General features: G+C 44.3%; 14 protein-coding genes. 1 reads left to right on the top strand and 13 read right to left on the bottom strand.

The features are described 5' to 3' along the window. Positions 1 to 789: 789 nt before the first annotated feature. The 9 genes from A8F95_RS08655 to A8F95_RS08615 all read right to left on the bottom strand — a co-directional run bounded on the left by A8F95_RS08655 (position 790) and on the right by A8F95_RS08615 (position 9,302). Entirely contained in the window at positions 790 to 1,407 is a 618-nt protein-coding gene (locus A8F95_RS08655) for a thymidine kinase (protein ID WP_065410148.1), read from the bottom strand. Positions 1,408 to 1,509: 102 nt separating this feature from the next. Then, entirely contained in the window at positions 1,510 to 1,716 is a 207-nt protein-coding gene (gene rpmE, locus A8F95_RS08650; protein ID WP_049665327.1) for a 50S ribosomal protein L31, read from the bottom strand. Positions 1,717 to 1,852: 136 nt separating this feature from the next. Then, positions 1,853 to 3,136, bottom strand: a complete 1,284-nt coding sequence (gene rho / locus A8F95_RS08645) for a transcription termination factor Rho (RefSeq protein WP_049665330.1) — start codon at positions 3,134 to 3,136, stop codon at positions 1,853 to 1,855. Between the two features lie 229 nt (positions 3,137 to 3,365). Then, a complete protein-coding gene (locus A8F95_RS08640) occupies positions 3,366 to 4,325 on the bottom strand; it encodes a hypothetical protein (protein ID WP_065410147.1) in 960 nt (319 codons plus the stop codon). Positions 4,326 to 4,592: 267 nt separating this feature from the next. Further along, positions 4,593 to 5,558 carry a class II fructose-bisphosphatase gene (glpX, locus tag A8F95_RS08635; protein ID WP_049665334.1) on the bottom strand — a complete coding sequence of 322 codons (966 nt, stop codon included), beginning with the start codon at positions 5,556 to 5,558 and terminating at the stop codon, positions 4,593 to 4,595. 106 nt (positions 5,559 to 5,664) lie between these two features. Then, positions 5,665 to 6,951: a UDP-N-acetylglucosamine 1-carboxyvinyltransferase gene (locus A8F95_RS08630; protein ID WP_049665335.1), complete on the bottom strand. Its 1,287-nt coding sequence runs from the start codon at positions 6,949 to 6,951 to the stop codon at positions 5,665 to 5,667. Positions 6,952 to 7,076: 125 nt separating this feature from the next. Beyond that, positions 7,077 to 7,724: a fructose-6-phosphate aldolase gene (gene fsa / locus A8F95_RS08625; protein ID WP_065410146.1), complete on the bottom strand. Its 648-nt coding sequence runs from the start codon at positions 7,722 to 7,724 to the stop codon at positions 7,077 to 7,079. A 230-nt stretch (positions 7,725 to 7,954) separates the two neighbouring features. After that, complete coding sequence (locus A8F95_RS08620; RefSeq protein WP_049665341.1) at positions 7,955 to 8,818, bottom strand: class II fructose-bisphosphate aldolase; 864 nt, start codon at positions 8,816 to 8,818, stop codon at positions 7,955 to 7,957. Between the two features lie 121 nt (positions 8,819 to 8,939). Beyond that, complete coding sequence (locus tag A8F95_RS08615) at positions 8,940 to 9,302, bottom strand: response regulator (RefSeq protein ID WP_049665343.1); 363 nt, start codon at positions 9,300 to 9,302, stop codon at positions 8,940 to 8,942. A gap of 181 nt (positions 9,303 to 9,483) precedes the next feature. Here A8F95_RS08615 and A8F95_RS08610 point away from each other — a divergent pair, with 181 nt between their 5' ends. Beyond that, entirely contained in the window at positions 9,484 to 10,005 is a 522-nt protein-coding gene (locus tag A8F95_RS08610; RefSeq protein WP_065410145.1) for a DUF2529 family protein, read from the top strand. Between the two features lie 70 nt (positions 10,006 to 10,075). Here A8F95_RS08610 and A8F95_RS08605 read toward each other — a convergent pair whose 3' ends face one another. The 4 genes from A8F95_RS08605 to icmF form a co-directional block, all read right to left on the bottom strand. Next, a complete protein-coding gene (locus tag A8F95_RS08605) occupies positions 10,076 to 11,674 on the bottom strand; it encodes a CTP synthase (RefSeq protein ID WP_065410144.1) in 1,599 nt (532 codons plus the stop codon). 198 nt (positions 11,675 to 11,872) lie between these two features. Further along, positions 11,873 to 12,418 (bottom strand): DNA-directed RNA polymerase subunit delta, encoded by a 546-nt coding sequence (gene rpoE, locus A8F95_RS08600; protein ID WP_065410143.1) that lies wholly within the window; start codon positions 12,416 to 12,418, stop codon positions 11,873 to 11,875. A gap of 92 nt (positions 12,419 to 12,510) precedes the next feature. Next, positions 12,511 to 12,729: a hypothetical protein gene (locus A8F95_RS08595; RefSeq protein ID WP_065410142.1), complete on the bottom strand. Its 219-nt coding sequence runs from the start codon at positions 12,727 to 12,729 to the stop codon at positions 12,511 to 12,513. 214 nt (positions 12,730 to 12,943) lie between these two features. Further along, the gene (icmF, locus tag A8F95_RS08590; protein ID WP_065410141.1) at positions 12,944 to 16,213 is read right to left on the bottom strand and encodes a fused isobutyryl-CoA mutase/GTPase IcmF; all 3,270 of its coding nucleotides are present in this window, start codon (positions 16,211 to 16,213) and stop codon (positions 12,944 to 12,946) included. Between the last annotated feature and the right edge of the window lie 11 nt (positions 16,214 to 16,224).

The raw sequence follows: 16,224 nt of genomic DNA, 5'->3' as shown, positions 1-16,224 counted from the left end.
GAAACCGCCGTACGGGCTGGACGCTGCAGCTAGACAATAGAAAAGCGGAGGGCGCTTGCCTAGCACGATAGCGGATTGGAGCTCTCAACGAGAAGTCGCTTTTCAGACTTCGACAGAGAGAGCGAAATCAGCGTACGTGCTAGCGCCTGCAGCTGGACAATAGAAAAGCGGAGGGCGCTTGCCTAACACGATAGCGGATTGGAGCTCTCAACGAGAAGTCGCTTTTCAGACTTCGACAGAGAGAGCGAAATCAGCGTACGTGCTAGCGCCTGCAGCTGGACAATAGAAAAGCGGAGGGCGCTTGCCTAACACGATAGCGGATTGGAGCTCTCAACGAGAAGTCGCTTTTCAGACTTCGACAGAGAGAGCGAAATCAGCGTACGTGCTAGCGCCTGCAGCTGGACAATAGAAAAGCGGAGGGCGCTTGCCTAACACGATAGCGGATTGGAGCTCTCAACGAGAAGTCGCTTTTCAGACTTCGACAGAGAGAGCGAAATCAGCGTACGTGCTAGCGCCTGCAGCTGGACAATAGAAAAGCGGAGGGCGCTTGCCTAACACGATAGCGGATTGGAGCTCTCAACGAGAAGTCGCTTTTCAGACTTCGACAGAGAGAGCGAAATCAGCGTACGTGCTAGCGCCTGCAGCTGGACAATAGAAAAGCGGAGGGCGCTTGCCTAGCACGACAAGAGCCGCTATTATCTGGAATAAAGAGCGGCTTATCTGGAAAAAGCTTCGTTTTTCCCCACCAAAAAAAGAGGGCATCCAGGAGACGCCCTCTTTAAATGTAACTTATTGGGTCTTTTCTGCAGCTGCTTCCTGTTTATGTACAGAGGTGAGCGGCACTTCGTGGTGATGGCGGCAACGTGCTTCATAGCTCTCGGCTGCTCCGACTAATATAATCGGATCATCATACCCAGCTGGCTGTCCATCAATTAGCCGCTGCGTCCGGCTAGCTGGTGATCCGCAAACAGTACAAACCGCTTGAAGCTTCGTGACGAGTTCAGCAATTGCCATAAGGTTCGGCATCGGGCCGAACGGCTCCCCACGAAAATCTTGATCAAGGCCGGCTAAAATCACGCGATGACCACGGTTAGCAAGCAACTGTGCCACAGAGACGATATTCTCATCAAAAAACTGAGCTTCATCAATGGCAACGATATCGATATCCGATGATACAGCAGCTAAAATAGCAGCTGATTCCGTAACGGGCACAGCAATCACAGCAGAGCCGTTATGTGAAACGACAGAGTCCTCGCTGTAACGGTTATCAATTTCCGGCTTAAACACCATAACACTTTGCTTGGCAAACTGTGCGCGCCTAACACGGCGGATCAATTCTTCGGATTTTCCGGAGAACATGCTGCCGCAAATCACTTCCACCCATCCGGTTTGTTTCATTACATACATAGGTAAGCCTCACTTTCAACATTCCTTCTTGCATACAGTCCCAAAAGGCAAAAAACAGGCAAGCAGTTATAGATAACTCCTTGCCTGTTTTTTATTTTCAACTTACTTATTCTTCATGCCGTATTTTTTGTTGAAGCGATCAACACGTCCGCCAGCATCAGCGAATTTTTGACGGCCAGTATAGAATGGATGGCATTCAGAGCAAACCTCTACGCGAATTTCTCCGTTCACGGAACCAGTTTCAAACTCGTTACCGCATGCACATTTCACCATTGCTTTTTTATAATCTGGATGAATAGCTGCTTTCATTCTTGTCATCTCCTTCCGCCCTGAATCATTCTGAAACAGAGTTGTCTATACGAAGTACGGTGTTATTACTCCGTACTTATAGGCTGAACACACTGGTATTATTATAACAAGTGTTTGTCCAAAAATCAAATACCAATTATAAAATTCGTTTGGATGAACCGCCCGCTTTAATTTCCTCTACTAATTGCTCAATAAAGTCCTCATTTGATTTTGTCTGGCGCAGGCGACGCAGGAATTTTTCAGCAAGATCCGGCGAATCAGACATCGTTTTGCGGATAGACCAAATCATATCAAGCTGTCCTTTTTCAATAAGAAGTTCTTCCTTACGCGTACCAGAACGTTTAATATCAATAGCTGGGAAAATACGACGTTCAGCAAGTGAACGGTCAAGGTGCAGCTCCATATTTCCTGTCCCTTTAAATTCTTCATAGATGACATCATCCATGCGCGAGCCAGTATCAACCAGAGCGGTCGCCAAAATCGTTAAACTGCCGCCTTCTTCAATATTACGCGCCGCTCCGAAAAAGCGCTTCGGACGGTGAAAAGCTGCCGGATCAATCCCTCCAGAAAGTGTCCGTCCACTCGGCGGGATCACGAGGTTGTAAGCCCGGGCAAGCCGTGTAATACTATCCATTAAAATAATTACATCACGCTTATGTTCAACAAGGCGCATCGCCCGCTCAAGCACAAGCTCTGCTACTTTAATATGGTTTTCAGGCACTTCATCAAATGTCGAGCTAATCACTTCTGCCTGAACAGACCGCTCAATATCTGTTACTTCTTCTGGACGCTCATCAATAAGCAGTACGATCAACTCTGCTTCTGGATGATTAGCCGTAATAGAATTAGCAATTTCTTTTAATAAAATTGTTTTTCCTGCTTTCGGCGGCGCAACAATCAACCCCCGCTGCCCAAAGCCGACAGGTGAGATTAAGTCCATTATTCTTGTGGAAAGATTTTTTGGATTCGTTTCAAGCTTAATTTGGCGATCCGGATATAAAGGAGTCAGTGCTGGGAAGTGGACACGCTCTTTAGCAGATTCAGGATCATCTCCATTTACCGCTTCGACGTGCAAGAGGCCGTAGTAACGCTCATTTTCCTTTGGAGGGCGTACTTTACCCGATACTTTATCACCGTTTCTCAAGTCAAACCGGCGAATTTGTGAAGCAGAGATATAAATATCCTCAGAGCTTGGTGAGTAATTGATCGGTCTTAAAAAGCCAAAGCCTTCGGACTGAATAATCTCAAGAACTCCTTCCATGAAAAAGAAGCCCTGTTCCTCGGCACGCGCTTTTAAAATAGCAAAAATTAATTCTTTCTTCGTCAATTTGCTGTAATAGGAAATCTTATATGTGCGCGCTAGCTCATAAAGTTCCTTCAGTTTTAAATTCTCTAAATAAGAAATTGTTAGTTCTTCCATTTCCGCACCACACTTTTATTTAATTCTCATCCTACGAAATAAGATGAGCCATTCATTCTTCATCTAGTTATGCCTGTTTGAGGCTTGTATATGAAGCTGGTCTGTAAGTAACGCTTTAAGATCGCTGTATTAAAGAACCAGTCTGCTTTTCTGCCTAGCTACAGGCTCTAGCACGTACGCTGATTTCGCTCTCTGTCGAAGTTTAAAAAACAACTTCTCGTCGAGAGCTTCAATCCGCTATCGTGCTGGGCGAGCGCCTTCCGCTTTTCTCTTGTCCAGCTTCGCCTTCTTGGGGCTCGAGGTCATAAGCCGATCTGGCTGTGTGGCTGAAAAACGCCACTTCGCCATTTCGTCTTATGCTTGTCGCCCCAGGACAGTCGGCTCCGCTTTTCTCTTGTCCAGCTTCGCCTTCTTGGGGCTCGAGGTCATAAGCCGATCTGGCTGTGTGGCTGAAAAACGCCACTTCGCCATTTCGTCTTATGCTTGTCGCCCCAGGACAGTCGGCTCCGCTTTTCTCTTGTCCAGCTTCGCCTTCTTGGGGCTCGAGGTCATAAGCCGATCTGGCTGTGTGGCTGAAAAACGCCACTTCGCCATTTCGTCTTATGCTTGTCGCCCCAGGACAGTCGGCTCCGCTTTTCTCTTGTCCAGCTTCGCCTTCTTGGGGCTCGAGGTCATAAGCCGATCTGGCTGTGTGGCTGAAAAACGCCACTTCGCCATTTCGTCTTATGCTTGTCGCCCCAGGACAGTCGGCTCCGCTTTTCTCTTGTCCAGCTTCGCCTTCTTGGGGCTCGAGGTCATAAGCCGATCTGGCTGTGTGGCTGAAAAACGCCACTTCGCCATTTCGTCTTATGCTTGTCGCCCCAGGACAGTCGGCTCCGCTTTTCTCTTGTCCAGCTTCGCCTTCTTGGGGCTCGAGGTCATAAGCCGATCTGGCTGTGTGGCTGAAAAACGCCACTTCGCCATTTCGTCTTATGCTTGTCGCCCCAGGACAGTCGGCTCCGCTTTTCTCTTGTCCAGCTTCGCCTTCTTGGGGCTCGAGGTCATAAGCCGATCTGACTGTGTGGCTGAAAAACGCCACTTCGCCATTTCGTCTTATGCTTGTCGCCCCAGGACAGTCGGCTCCGCTTTTCTCTTGTCTAGCTGCAGCGGCCAGCCCGTACGGCGGTTTCGATCTCTCTGTCGGAGTCAAAAAACGACTCCTTGTCGAGCCCTCCAACCTCCTATCGGGCTAATCAGGCCGCTTCCGCTTTTCTCTAAAATAATATCTATTGTAACCGCTTATGATAGTTGTGGCAATAATTGAATAAAAAAGAGGGAGTCTTGCATGGGTACATGATTTCCGAGCGTGATTGAGAGTGGCGTTGAAAAACAGCAAAAGCAGGCTGACGAGCCGGTTATCCCCGGCGCAGGCCCGCTCTATGCTGTTGAATATATTACATAAAAATTGTATCCCTTATTAAGGCTTCATAACCAAGTTTGGCTTCTTTTCTAAGCTATGACTGCCATCAATAAAACGAACCGTACCAGATTTTGCTCTCATAACGACAGAATGGGTCTGTCCATGTGAACCTTTAAACTGAACACCGCGCAGCAATTCACCGTCTGTTACACCCGTTGCTGCAAAAATAGCATCGTCACCGCGCACAAGGTCTTCCATACGAAGCACTTGCTTCACATCGATCCCCATTTTTTCACAACGTTTAATTTCAGCTTCATTTTGCGGCAGTAATCTTCCTTGAATTTCCCCGCCAAGGCATTTTAAAGCAACGGCTGAAATAACCCCTTCAGGAGCGCCTCCAGAACCGAACAAAATATCAACGCCTGTCTGGTCAAAAGCAGTATTGATGGCTGCTGCTACGTCACCATCTTCGATTAATTTAATACGGGCACCTGCTTCACGGAGCTGAGCGATGATTTCTTCGTGGCGTGGACGGTTTAATACGGTAGCAACCACGTCTTGAATGTCTTTGTTTTTCGCTTTTGCAACGGCCTTTAAATTATCAAGAACGGACGCATTAATATCGATTTGTCCGACCGCTTCAGGTCCTACTGCGATTTTATCCATATACATGTCCGGAGCGTGCAGGAGGTTGCCATGGTCTGCTACAGCAAGAACAGCTAGTGCATTCCATCCTCCTGATGCCACAATATTTGTACCTTCTAATGGATCAACTGCAATATCCACTAGCGGGCCATGACCTGTGCCGAGTTTTTCACCAATGTAGAGCATTGGTGCTTCATCCATTTCGCCTTCCCCGATGACAACTGTTCCTCTCATTGGAATCGTGTCGAACACATCACGCATAGCAGTAGTGGCTGCATCATCCGCTTCTATTTTCTGTCCTCTTCCCATCCAGCGTGCAGAAGATAAAGCGGCTGCTTCCGTTACACGGACAAGCTCCATTGATAAACTTCTTTCCATTTTATGTTTTCCTCCCGTATTAGAGCTACAATTTAAAAGTCTTATAAGTATAACCTATTTAACATATATATTGTAACACATTAGAGAGGAAATGAGGCGTAATAATTCAACCACTTTTAATTTGGCCAATATCTTCCTCTGAAAGGCCTTCGCGCCAAAGGTCTGCACCGAGAAGACGGAGCTTTTCCACGAGCATGCTGTATCCTCTATCAATATGCTCAAGCCCTGTTACTTCGGTTAATCCTTCTGCCATTAGGCCGGCGATGACAAGAGCAGCCCCTGCTCGCAAATCACTTGCTTTTACTTTTGCGCCCTGGAGTCGGACCGGACCGTTAATAACAGCCGATCGCCCTTCCACCTTCATGATGGCATTCATTCTTCTTAATTCATCAATATGCTTAAAGCGAGCCGAATAAATCGTATCTGTCACAATAGAAGAGCCTTCTGCTTTTGTTAAAAGTGAAGTAAACGGCTGCTGCAGGTCTGTCGGGAATCCTGGATAGACAAGGGTTTTAACGTCTACCGCTTTCAATTTCTCTGCTTTGCCGACAAAAATTTTGTCATCCCCAATTTCTACCGGCACGTTCATTTCCCGCAGTTTAGCCGTCAACGACTCTAAATGAAGAGGAATCACATTATCAATCACAATGCCGTCTCCAGCTGCTGCTGCTAAAATCATAAACGTTCCTGCTTCGATTCGATCCGGAATGATTGTATGACGACAACCATCCAGCTTGTCCACGCCTTCAATGCGAATGATATCTGTGCCGGCGCCTTTAATCTTGGCGCCCATGTTATTTAATAATGTAGCTACATCGATAATTTCAGGTTCTTTCGCAGCGTTTTCAATCACCGTTTGCCCTTTTGCCTTCACGGCAGCTAGCATAATGTTAATCGTGGCACCAACACTGACAACATCTAAGTAGATTCTTGCTCCTCGGAGCTCGTTCGCTCGCAGGTAAATAGCTCCCTGCTCATTAGTTACCTCAGCTCCGAGCGCCTCAAATCCCTTAATATGCTGATCAATGGGCCGTGGTCCTAAATGGCAGCCCCCTGGCAAGCCGATGACCGCTTTTTTGAACTTCCCAAGCATCGCTCCCATTAAATAATAGGAAGCACGAAGCTTTTTCACTTTGCCATTTGGCAGAGGCATTGCCACCATACTTGTCGGATCAACAACCATTTCGCCATCTCTAAAGGTGACTCTGCCTCCAATTTCCTCGAGCAGTCCTTTGAGTATATGAATATCGGAAATATCGGGCATCCCTTCAATTGTTACTGGAGATTCCGCTAAAATAGTAGCCGGCACTAAAGCAACTGCGCTATTTTTAGCTCCATCTACCTTAATTGTACCTCTTAGCGGACGACCTCCCACAATTTTCAGCTTTTCCATTTTCTGCTCCCTTCTTTCACGCACTGGCTAAGCATCGAAAAAGAATTATCTCATGATATGCTGATAGCTGTTTTTATTAGTTTTATTTTATCCCAACCGAGTCAAAACATGTAAAAAAAGAGGAATTATTTTACTTGACGTTTATCCCAATCAGCCAAAAATGCTTCAATTCCCTTATCTGTTAGAGGATGATTGAACATTTGCTTTAATACTTTAAATGGCACTGTTGAAATATGAGCTCCACGTAAAGCAGCGTCTGTAATATGCTGTGGATGACGGATTGATGCCGCAATGATCTCTGTTTCAATGCCGTGAATAGCAAAGATAGAAGCGATGGTTTCAATCAGATCTAATCCATTATGGCCAATGTCATCAAGACGCCCTAAAAATGGTGAAACATAAGAAGCGCCCGCTCTTGCTGCTAGCAAAGCCTGATTCGCACTAAAAATTAACGTTACATTCGTTTTAATTCCTTCTTTAGAGAAAACAGAAACCGCTTTTAACCCTTCTGGTGTCATCGGCACTTTCACCGTAATATTTGGTGCAACCTTGGCTAATTCGCGTCCTTCTTTAATCATTCCTTCTGCATCAAGTGCAATTACTTCAGCGCTAACCGAATCACTTACTAAATTAGTAATTTCCTTTAAACGCTCATGAAAAGGCACAGATTCTTTTGCTACTAAAGATGGGTTTGTCGTAACACCTGATAAAATACCCCAAGAATGAGCTTCCTTAATTTCTGTCATATTCGCTGTATCGATAAATAATTTCATTATAGTTCTCTCCTTTTATTAGATGGCCACTTTCCGCTTTTCTTGTCCAGCTGCAGTGTCCTGCTCCTCGAGGTCATAAGCTGATCCAGCTGTGTGGCTGAAGAACGCCACTTCGCCGACCCATCTTATGCTTGTCGGAGCAAACCGGACGCTTCCGCTTTTCTAAATTTAAACCGCCTTAATTGGATAAGGCGGTTTCTTTTATACATCTTTATAGAATAAATAAGCTTTTACGCTTTTCCAGATGAACCGAACTCACGCATTTTTCCTTTAACTGTTTCTTTAATCGTTTCACGTGCAGGTCCTAAGTATTTACGCGGATCGTAGAGGTCTGGTTTTTCAGCGAGGACCTCGCGCACTGTCTTAGCTGATGCTATTTGGTTTTCTGTGTTTACATTGATTTTAGCTGTTCCAAGTGAGATCGCACGTTGAATGTCTTTTGTCGGGATGCCGGTACCTCCGTGAAGCACGAGTGGAACGCCGGTTAAGTTCATGACTTCTTCCATGCGGTCAAAGCCTAATTTAGGTTCACCTTTATATGGACCATGAACAGAACCGAGGGCTGGAGCGAAGCAATCCACGCCTGTTTCACGAACCAATTGGTCACACTCTGATGGAATCGCATAAGCTGCTTCTGCGTCTTCCACAACCAAATCGTCTTCTTGTCCACCAATGCGGCCAAGCTCTGCTTCAACCGATACACCGTGGATGTGTGCAAGCTCTACAACTTTCTTTGTTAGGGCAATATTCTGTTCTAGTGGATGATGTGAACCATCGATCATAACAGATGTGAAACCTGCCTGAATCGCTTTTGCGCACATTTCAAAGCTAGAACCATGATCGAGATGAATCGCAACCGGTACTGTTACTTTATACTCTTCCATTAATGCTTTTACCATCTCAACGACGAATTTAAAGCCGCCCATATAACGAGCTGCCCCTTCAGAGACACCAAGAATAACCGGTGATTTTTCCTCTTCTGCTGCTTGCAAAATGGCTTGGGTAAATTCTAGGTTGTTCAAGTTAAATTGCCCAACAGCATACTTTTCTTCTTTTGCTTTATTCAGCATATCAGTCATGGAAACTAAAGGCATAATTATTTTCCTCCTTGATGAACTTAAGTACAACTCTTAGTATACACTTACGAATAAATTTACATTTGTATCATACCAAAATAACCGGCCCTTTACCAATGGAAAAGAAGCCGGTTACCCTTTAAGAAACTATATATTCTTTTACTGTTGTCCGGATATCATCAATATCAAACGGTTTAGCAAAGTGCGTCAGCGCACCTAGATCTTTTGCCTTTTGGATCATGTCCAGCTCTCCGTAAGCTGTCATGATAATGACTCGAATGCTTTCGTCTTTCTCTCGCATTCTTTTCAAAATTTCAATGCCATCCATCCCAGGAATTTTCATGTCTAGCAACACTAGATCAGGCGAATGATTGTCAACAATCTCCAAAGCCTGTATTCCGTTTGCTGCTTGAAATGTTTCATACCCCTCTTTTTGAAGCACTTCATTAAGTAAAATGCGTATACCGAATTGATCATCTACAATCAGTATTTTTCCACTCAATTGCCTCGCCCCCTCTGCTCTTCATTCTTGTTCTATTATGTATGCGTAAAACAATTGGCTATTTATTCACTTATTATTCTTCTTCGATACTCGAAATTCCTGCTTGCGGAAATAATTTATGACTTTTGCTCCTAAGTGGAAAGACGGGTATAATATAATTCACGATTAAGGAGGACGAACGATGTTAAAAATGTTTACTACTCAATTAAACGGTCTTTTTCAACGAATTACAGATAAAGAAGCCGATCAGATTGAAGATGGTGCCCGCCTTCTTGCACAGGCAGTAGTCGGTGAGGGCCGGATTTATATAAAAGGATTGCAAGAAATGAAAGCGGTCGAGGCAGAAGCCGTGTCTGGCGCCGACTCACTTTCCTGCATCCAGGCGTTTGATTCAGTAGGTGATATTACCCAGAGCGACCGGGTACTTCTCGTCAGCCGCTTCGCCCATGATTCAGAAGCGCTAACTGCCGCAGCTGCTCTTGAAGAACGCGGAGTACCCTTTGTAGCTGTAGCCGGCCTTGCATCAGAGGAAAAAGATTCCCTTCATGAATTGGCTGATGTATTTATTGATACAAAAGTAACCAAGGGATTGCTTCCTTCTGAAAATGGCGGCCGCACCGGCTTTCCTTCTAGTCTTGCCGCTCTCTATATTTACTTTGCCCTCAAGCTGACAATCGATGAAATCTTGCAAGAGCAAGACTAAACAGCTTAAAAAAGAAGCCGTTCTCGAACGATCATTTTACCATGATCGTTTGAGTCGGCTTCTTTTATTCTTATTTATTAGCCAGCGTTGCTTCAATGAAAGCACGGAAAAGCGGCTGTGGACGAGTTGGGCGTGATGTAAATTCTGGATGGAATTGAGCTGCTACAAACCATGGATGATCGGCAAGCTCAATGATTTCCACAAGACGGCCATCTGGGCTTGTACCAGAGAAAATAAAGCCTTTTTTCTCCATTACTTCACGGAACTCATTGTTAAACTCGTAACGATGGCGGTGACGCTCATATACCACTTCATCTTGATAAGCTTCATAAGCTTTTGTTCCTTCTTCCAATTTACATGGATATAAACCAAGACGAAGTGTGCCGCCAAGATCTTCTACATCTTTTTGCTCTGGAAGCAAATCAATAACTGGGTATGGCGTTGTTGGGTCAATTTCAGAAGAGTTAGCTCCCTCTAATTGAACAACATTTCTTGCATACTCAATAGAAGCCAGCTGCATACCAAGACAAATACCGAATAACGGAACTTTGTTTTCACGCGCATATTTAATGGCTTCAATTTTACCATCGATGCCACGATCTCCAAAGCCGCCTGGAACTAAAATACCATCCGCATCCTTCAAGCGCTCTTCTGCATTTTCAGCTACTAGCTCAGCTGCATTAATCCAATCGATTTCAATATCAGCATCAAATGCATATCCAGCATGACGCAGAGCTTCTACAACTGAAATGTAAGCATCTTGTAATTCTACGTATTTACCGACGAGAGCGATTTTTGTCTTTTTCGATAAGTTGCGTACTTTATCAACGAGTGCTTTCCAGTCATCCATTTCAGCATCATGGCACTGAAGTTTTAAATGACGGCAGACAAGTTCGTCCATTTTTTGCTCTTGAAGATAAAGTGGAACAGCATAAAGAGTGTCGGCATCCGCCGCTTCAATAACAGCTTCTGGCGCAATATCACAGAAAAGAGCAAGCTTGTCTTTCATGTCTTGCGAAACCGGAAGCTCTGTACGCACAACGATAATGTTCGGCTGAATACCAAGGCTGCGAAGCTCTTTTACACTGTGCTGTGTCGGTTTTGTTTTCATCTCACCAGCAGCTTTTAAATATGGAATAAGCGTACAGTGGATGTACATAACGTTATCGGAACCGACATCGCTCTTAATTTGACGAATCGCTTCTAAGAACGGTAAAGATTCAATGTCTCCTACTGTTCCGCCGATTTCTGTAATGACAACATCAGCTTTTGTTTCTTTGCCAGCAAGGAGTACGCGGCCTTTGATTTCATTCGTAATATGTGGAATAACCTGAACCGTACCACCTAAGTATTCACCGCGGCGCTCTTTGCGAAGCACCGTTGAATAAATTTTACCTGTTGTGACATTGCTATATTTATTTAAATTAATGTCAATGAAACGCTCATAGTGACCTAAGTCTAAATCCGTTTCTGCTCCATCATCTGTAACGAATACTTCGCCGTGCTGATATGGACTCATTGTTCCTGGGTCCACGTTAATGTATGGATCAAACTTTTGGATCGTCACCTTTAACCCGCGGTTTTTCAACAAGCGGCCCAAGGAAGCAGCCGTAATTCCTTTACCTAAAGAAGAAACAACCCCGCCTGTTACAAAAATATATTTAGTCAACTTGAAAAGCCCCCTTCAATCTATTGTTTCTTTTATTAATTAAATAAATACACTCATTTTATCGGGGCAAAAAACAAAAACGCCCCAGTTACTTAAAAAGTAAAGGGAGCGTTATAAGCATAAATAATGTCTCTTTAAAGAGCCCAAATAAAATACTACAATTTGAAATAAAGGAAGTCAAGAAAAGATTAATTTTCTTTATTTTAAGTCTTCTTCCTCATCATCGTCTAAATCGTATTCATCTTCTTCACCAAGATCGTCGTCAAAATCCTCTTCGTCTTCGTCTTCATCATCGATCTCATCTAAATCGTCAAGATCTTCCACTTCGTCATCCAACTCGTCAAGATCATCTTCTTCAAAGTCAAGATCATCCTCAAGCTCGTCCACTTCATCCAGTTCTTCTTCGTCAAAATCCGGTTCTTCGACTGTAGATTTTTTCGCCTTTTTCTTTTTCGCTTTTACTGCTGGCGCTGCTTCTTCTTCTAATTGGTCAACCGGATACCAAGCACGTAAGCCCCAACGATTTTCTCCAAACGTAATAAACCGGCCATCAACATTTAGGTCGGTATAAAACTGAACCATCCGCGCTTTTAATTCAGCGTCGCTCAACTCTTGATACTGCTGGATTTGATTGATTATCTCCTGGAATGCTATCGGCTCTTTGCTTTCTTTTAAAAGAGCATAAGCAATTTCAATAAAGGACATTTCCTTCAGTTCTTCTTTAGACAGTTCCTTTAACTTCACATCCGCACTTCCCTTCTCTATTTACGCACTCTATGAGAGTGAAAAAGGTCATATTCACCATTATAAACATTGACGCTTTCATTATGCCATATTTATGTAACGATTTCCGCTTTTTTTTTGCGCACTTTTTTCGAGACTGCTTCTGGAGAAGGCCTTCTACCTTCTCTCGTCTTTCTTAGCTCAATAAAAGTCCGATAAAACAGAAAAAAAGATAGTAGGAGAAAGGCAACGGCTCCGAGCTGGATTTGATAAAGCCAACTAGCAGCAAACGTATAGACGCCAAGCAATATACAATTTAAAATTTGCTTCATCCTCTATCCCCGCCTTTTACCTTTCCTTATTGTATACTTTTTTCCAATCATTATAAAAGAAAAATTGTGATTAGCATGTTAAAAAACTTTACATGAAAATTGTACAAAGGCAGTTCCATCTCTTTACCGTACCCTTTATTTTACAATTATAATCTTTTTATATGAAAAAAATACCGTGAAAGAGAGGATTCGCTTCTTTCACGGCTGCTTTAGGTTACATATTTCTTCTGTACTGTCCGCCTACCTCATAGAGAGCCGTCGTAATTTGACCTAGGCTGGCAACTTTTACTGTTTTCATCAGTTCAGCAAAAATATTCCCGCCGCTCACAGCTGTTTCTTTTAAACGTTTTAACGCTTTTTCAGCCTCTTGTTCATGCTTTTTCTGGAAAGAGCGCAATTCGTTAATTTGGTGTTCTTTTTCTTCTTTTGTAGCCCTCGCCAATTCCATGCTATTGATTTCTTCTTCAGATGGCGGATTTGGGTTCAAGTAGGTATTCACACCAATGATTGGCAGTTCCCCTGTATGCTTTAGCATTTCATAGTGCATCGACTCTTCCTGGATTTTCCCGCGCTGGTATTGCGTTTCCATCGCTCCGAGCACACCGCCTCTGTCATCTAAGCGTTCAAACTCCTGTAATACTGCTTCTTCGACAAGGTCGGTTAACTCTTCAATAATGAAGGAGCCTTGTAGCGGATTTTCATTTTTAGACAAGCCATGCTCCTTCGTAATAATGAGCTGGATCGCCATTGCCCGACGGACAGATTCCTCGGTCGGGGTTGTAATAGCTTCATCATAAGCATTTGTATGAAGTGAATTACAATTGTCCTGCAGTGCCATGAGTGCCTGCAATGTTGTCCGGATATCGTTAAAGTCAATTTCTTGAGCGTGAAGAGAGCGGCCCGATGTTTGGATATGGTACTTGAGCTTCTGAGAGCGCTCATTTGCCCCATATTTCTCACGCATGGCCACTGCCCAAATTCTCCTTGCTACACGGCCAATTACCGTATACTCTGGGTCAAGACCGTTTGAGAAAAAGAAAGATAAGTTCGGGGCAAAATCGTCGATCGCCATGCCGCGGCTTAAATAATATTCGACGTACGTAAAACCGTTCGCCAAGGTGAAGGCGAGCTGAGAAATTGGATTAGCGCCAGCTTCCGCAATATGATAACCAGAAATGGAAACAGAATAATAATTACGAACGGAGTGATCAATAAAATATTGCTGAATATCTCCCATCATCCGCAAAGCAAACTCCGTAGAGAAAATGCATGTATTCTGCCCTTGATCCTCTTTTAAAATATCAGCCTGCACAGTTCCCCTAACCGTCTTTAACGTCTGGGCACGCACATCAGTAAATTCTTCGACAGATAGGATACGGCCAAGCTCTTCCTCTTTCTTCTTTACCTGCTGATCAATCGCCGTATTCATAAACATCGCCAAAATAATCGGCGCTGGACCATTAATCGTCATGGAAACAGATGTAGAGGGGTGACATAGATCAAAACCAGCATATAGCTTTTTCATGTCTTCCAACGTACAAATACTGACTCCGCTTTCGCCGACTTTTCCATAAATGTCTGGCCGGTAATCCGGATCTTCTCCATACAAGGTCACAGAATCAAAGGCGGTGCTCAACCGTTTTGCTTCATCATCTTTGGATAAGTAATGAAAGCGGCGGTTTGTTCTTTCTGGTGTCCCCTCTCCAGCAAACTGCCGTTTCGGATCTTCTCCTTTTCGTTTAAACGGAAAAACGCCAGCCGTATATGGGAAGAAGCCTGGTCTGTTTTCTTTATAAACCCAGCGGAGAATCTCTCCATAATCAACAAACTTCGGCAAAACGACCTTTGGAATTTTAAGGCCTGATAAGCTCGTTGTCGTCAGCTCTGTCACGATTTCCTTATCGCGGATTTTCGTGACATACTCGGAAGCAGCGTACTGTTCTCTTAACTCTTTCCATCCAGCGAGGATCTTTTTCGATTCAGTGGTTAGCTGCTCTTCAATTGCTGCTTTATACGTTTCAAGCGGTCGGATTACCTCTTCCCCAGCATCGTTTGCTTTAGCCTCTGTCAACGCTCCTTCAAGCTGAAACAACCGGCGGGCAAGGTGTTCCTGTTCCTCTGCCTTCTGGTGATAACGGCGCACTGTTTCCGTAATCTCTCTTAAATAGTAACGGCGATCATTTGGAATGATTACGTTTTGCTTTTCTACGTCCACTTCTTTGCTGAAGGATACTTGCCAATCGGTACCAGCTCTTTCATTAATTTTTTCTACGAGTGCAGCGAATAAAGCATTCGTGCCTTGATCATTAAACTGGCTGGCAATCGTTCCGTATACCGGCATTTTTTCTAGCGGTTCATCAAATAAATTGCGGCTGCGCTGATATTGCTTTTGTACTTGGCGCTTGGCGTCCTCGGAGCCTTTTCTTTCAAATTTATTAATAACAATTAAGTCAGCATAATCAATCATATCGATTTTCTCAAGTTGAGTTGGCGCCCCAAATTCACTTGTCATAACATACATCGACAAATCGGAAATTTCAGTAATCTCAGCATCCCCTTGCCCGATTCCGCTCGTCTCTACAACTACTAAATCATAACCGGCCGCCTTTACGACACTAATAGCATCTTTAATCGCCAGCGAAAGCTCAGAACGGGAATTGCGGGTAGCGAGACTGCGCATAAACACCCGCTCAGAAAAAATCGCATTCATCCGAATACGGTCACCCAGCAGTGCACCGCCTGTTTTTTGTTTTGTTGGGTCAACCGACAGAATAGCAATTTTCTTGTTGGACAATTCATTGAGAAAGCGGCGGATCAGTTCATCTGTCAGAGAACTTTTTCCTGCACCGCCGGTACCTGTAATCCCAATAACAGGTGCTTCATTGCCTAAAGACTGAATCTGCTCAAACGCCGCAGCGGCTTCTGCTTTTTCTTCTTGACTGGCGTCTACCTGATTCTCCGCTAATGAAATCAGCCTCGACACGGCTGTAACATCCCCATTTGGCAGCTTGCTAATTTCTTCTCCAATACTGCCCGATACAGTGGAAAAATCACATTCTTCCAGCATGATATTAATCATACCCTGTAAGCCGTTAAGCCGTCCGTCCTCCGGCGAAAAGACCCGGGCAATGCCGTAATCATGCAGCTCTTTTATTTCCCGCGGAATGATCACTCCGCCTCCGCCTCCATAAATACGGATATGCGGACAGCCTTTTTCCTTTAATAAGTCATACATGTATTTAAAGTATTCAACGTGACCGCCTTGATAAGAGGAAATGGCAATCCCCTGTACATCTTCCTGAATTGCCGCATTCACCACTTCTTCTACTGATCGATTATGCCCCAGATGAATTACTTCTGCTCCGCTTGCCTGCAAAATACGGCGCATAATATTAATCGATGCGTCGTGCCCATCAAAAAGACTGGAAGCTGTCACAAAACGAATATGATGCTTCGGTTTATAAACCTCCACTGTCTGACTCATTATTTCTCCCC

This window comes from Pseudobacillus wudalianchiensis, from assembly GCF_001685015.1.
Taxonomy (GTDB): Bacteria; Bacillota; Bacilli; order Bacillales; family Domibacillaceae; genus Pseudobacillus; species Pseudobacillus wudalianchiensis.
This window is presented reverse-complemented; position numbering and strand designations above follow the sequence as displayed.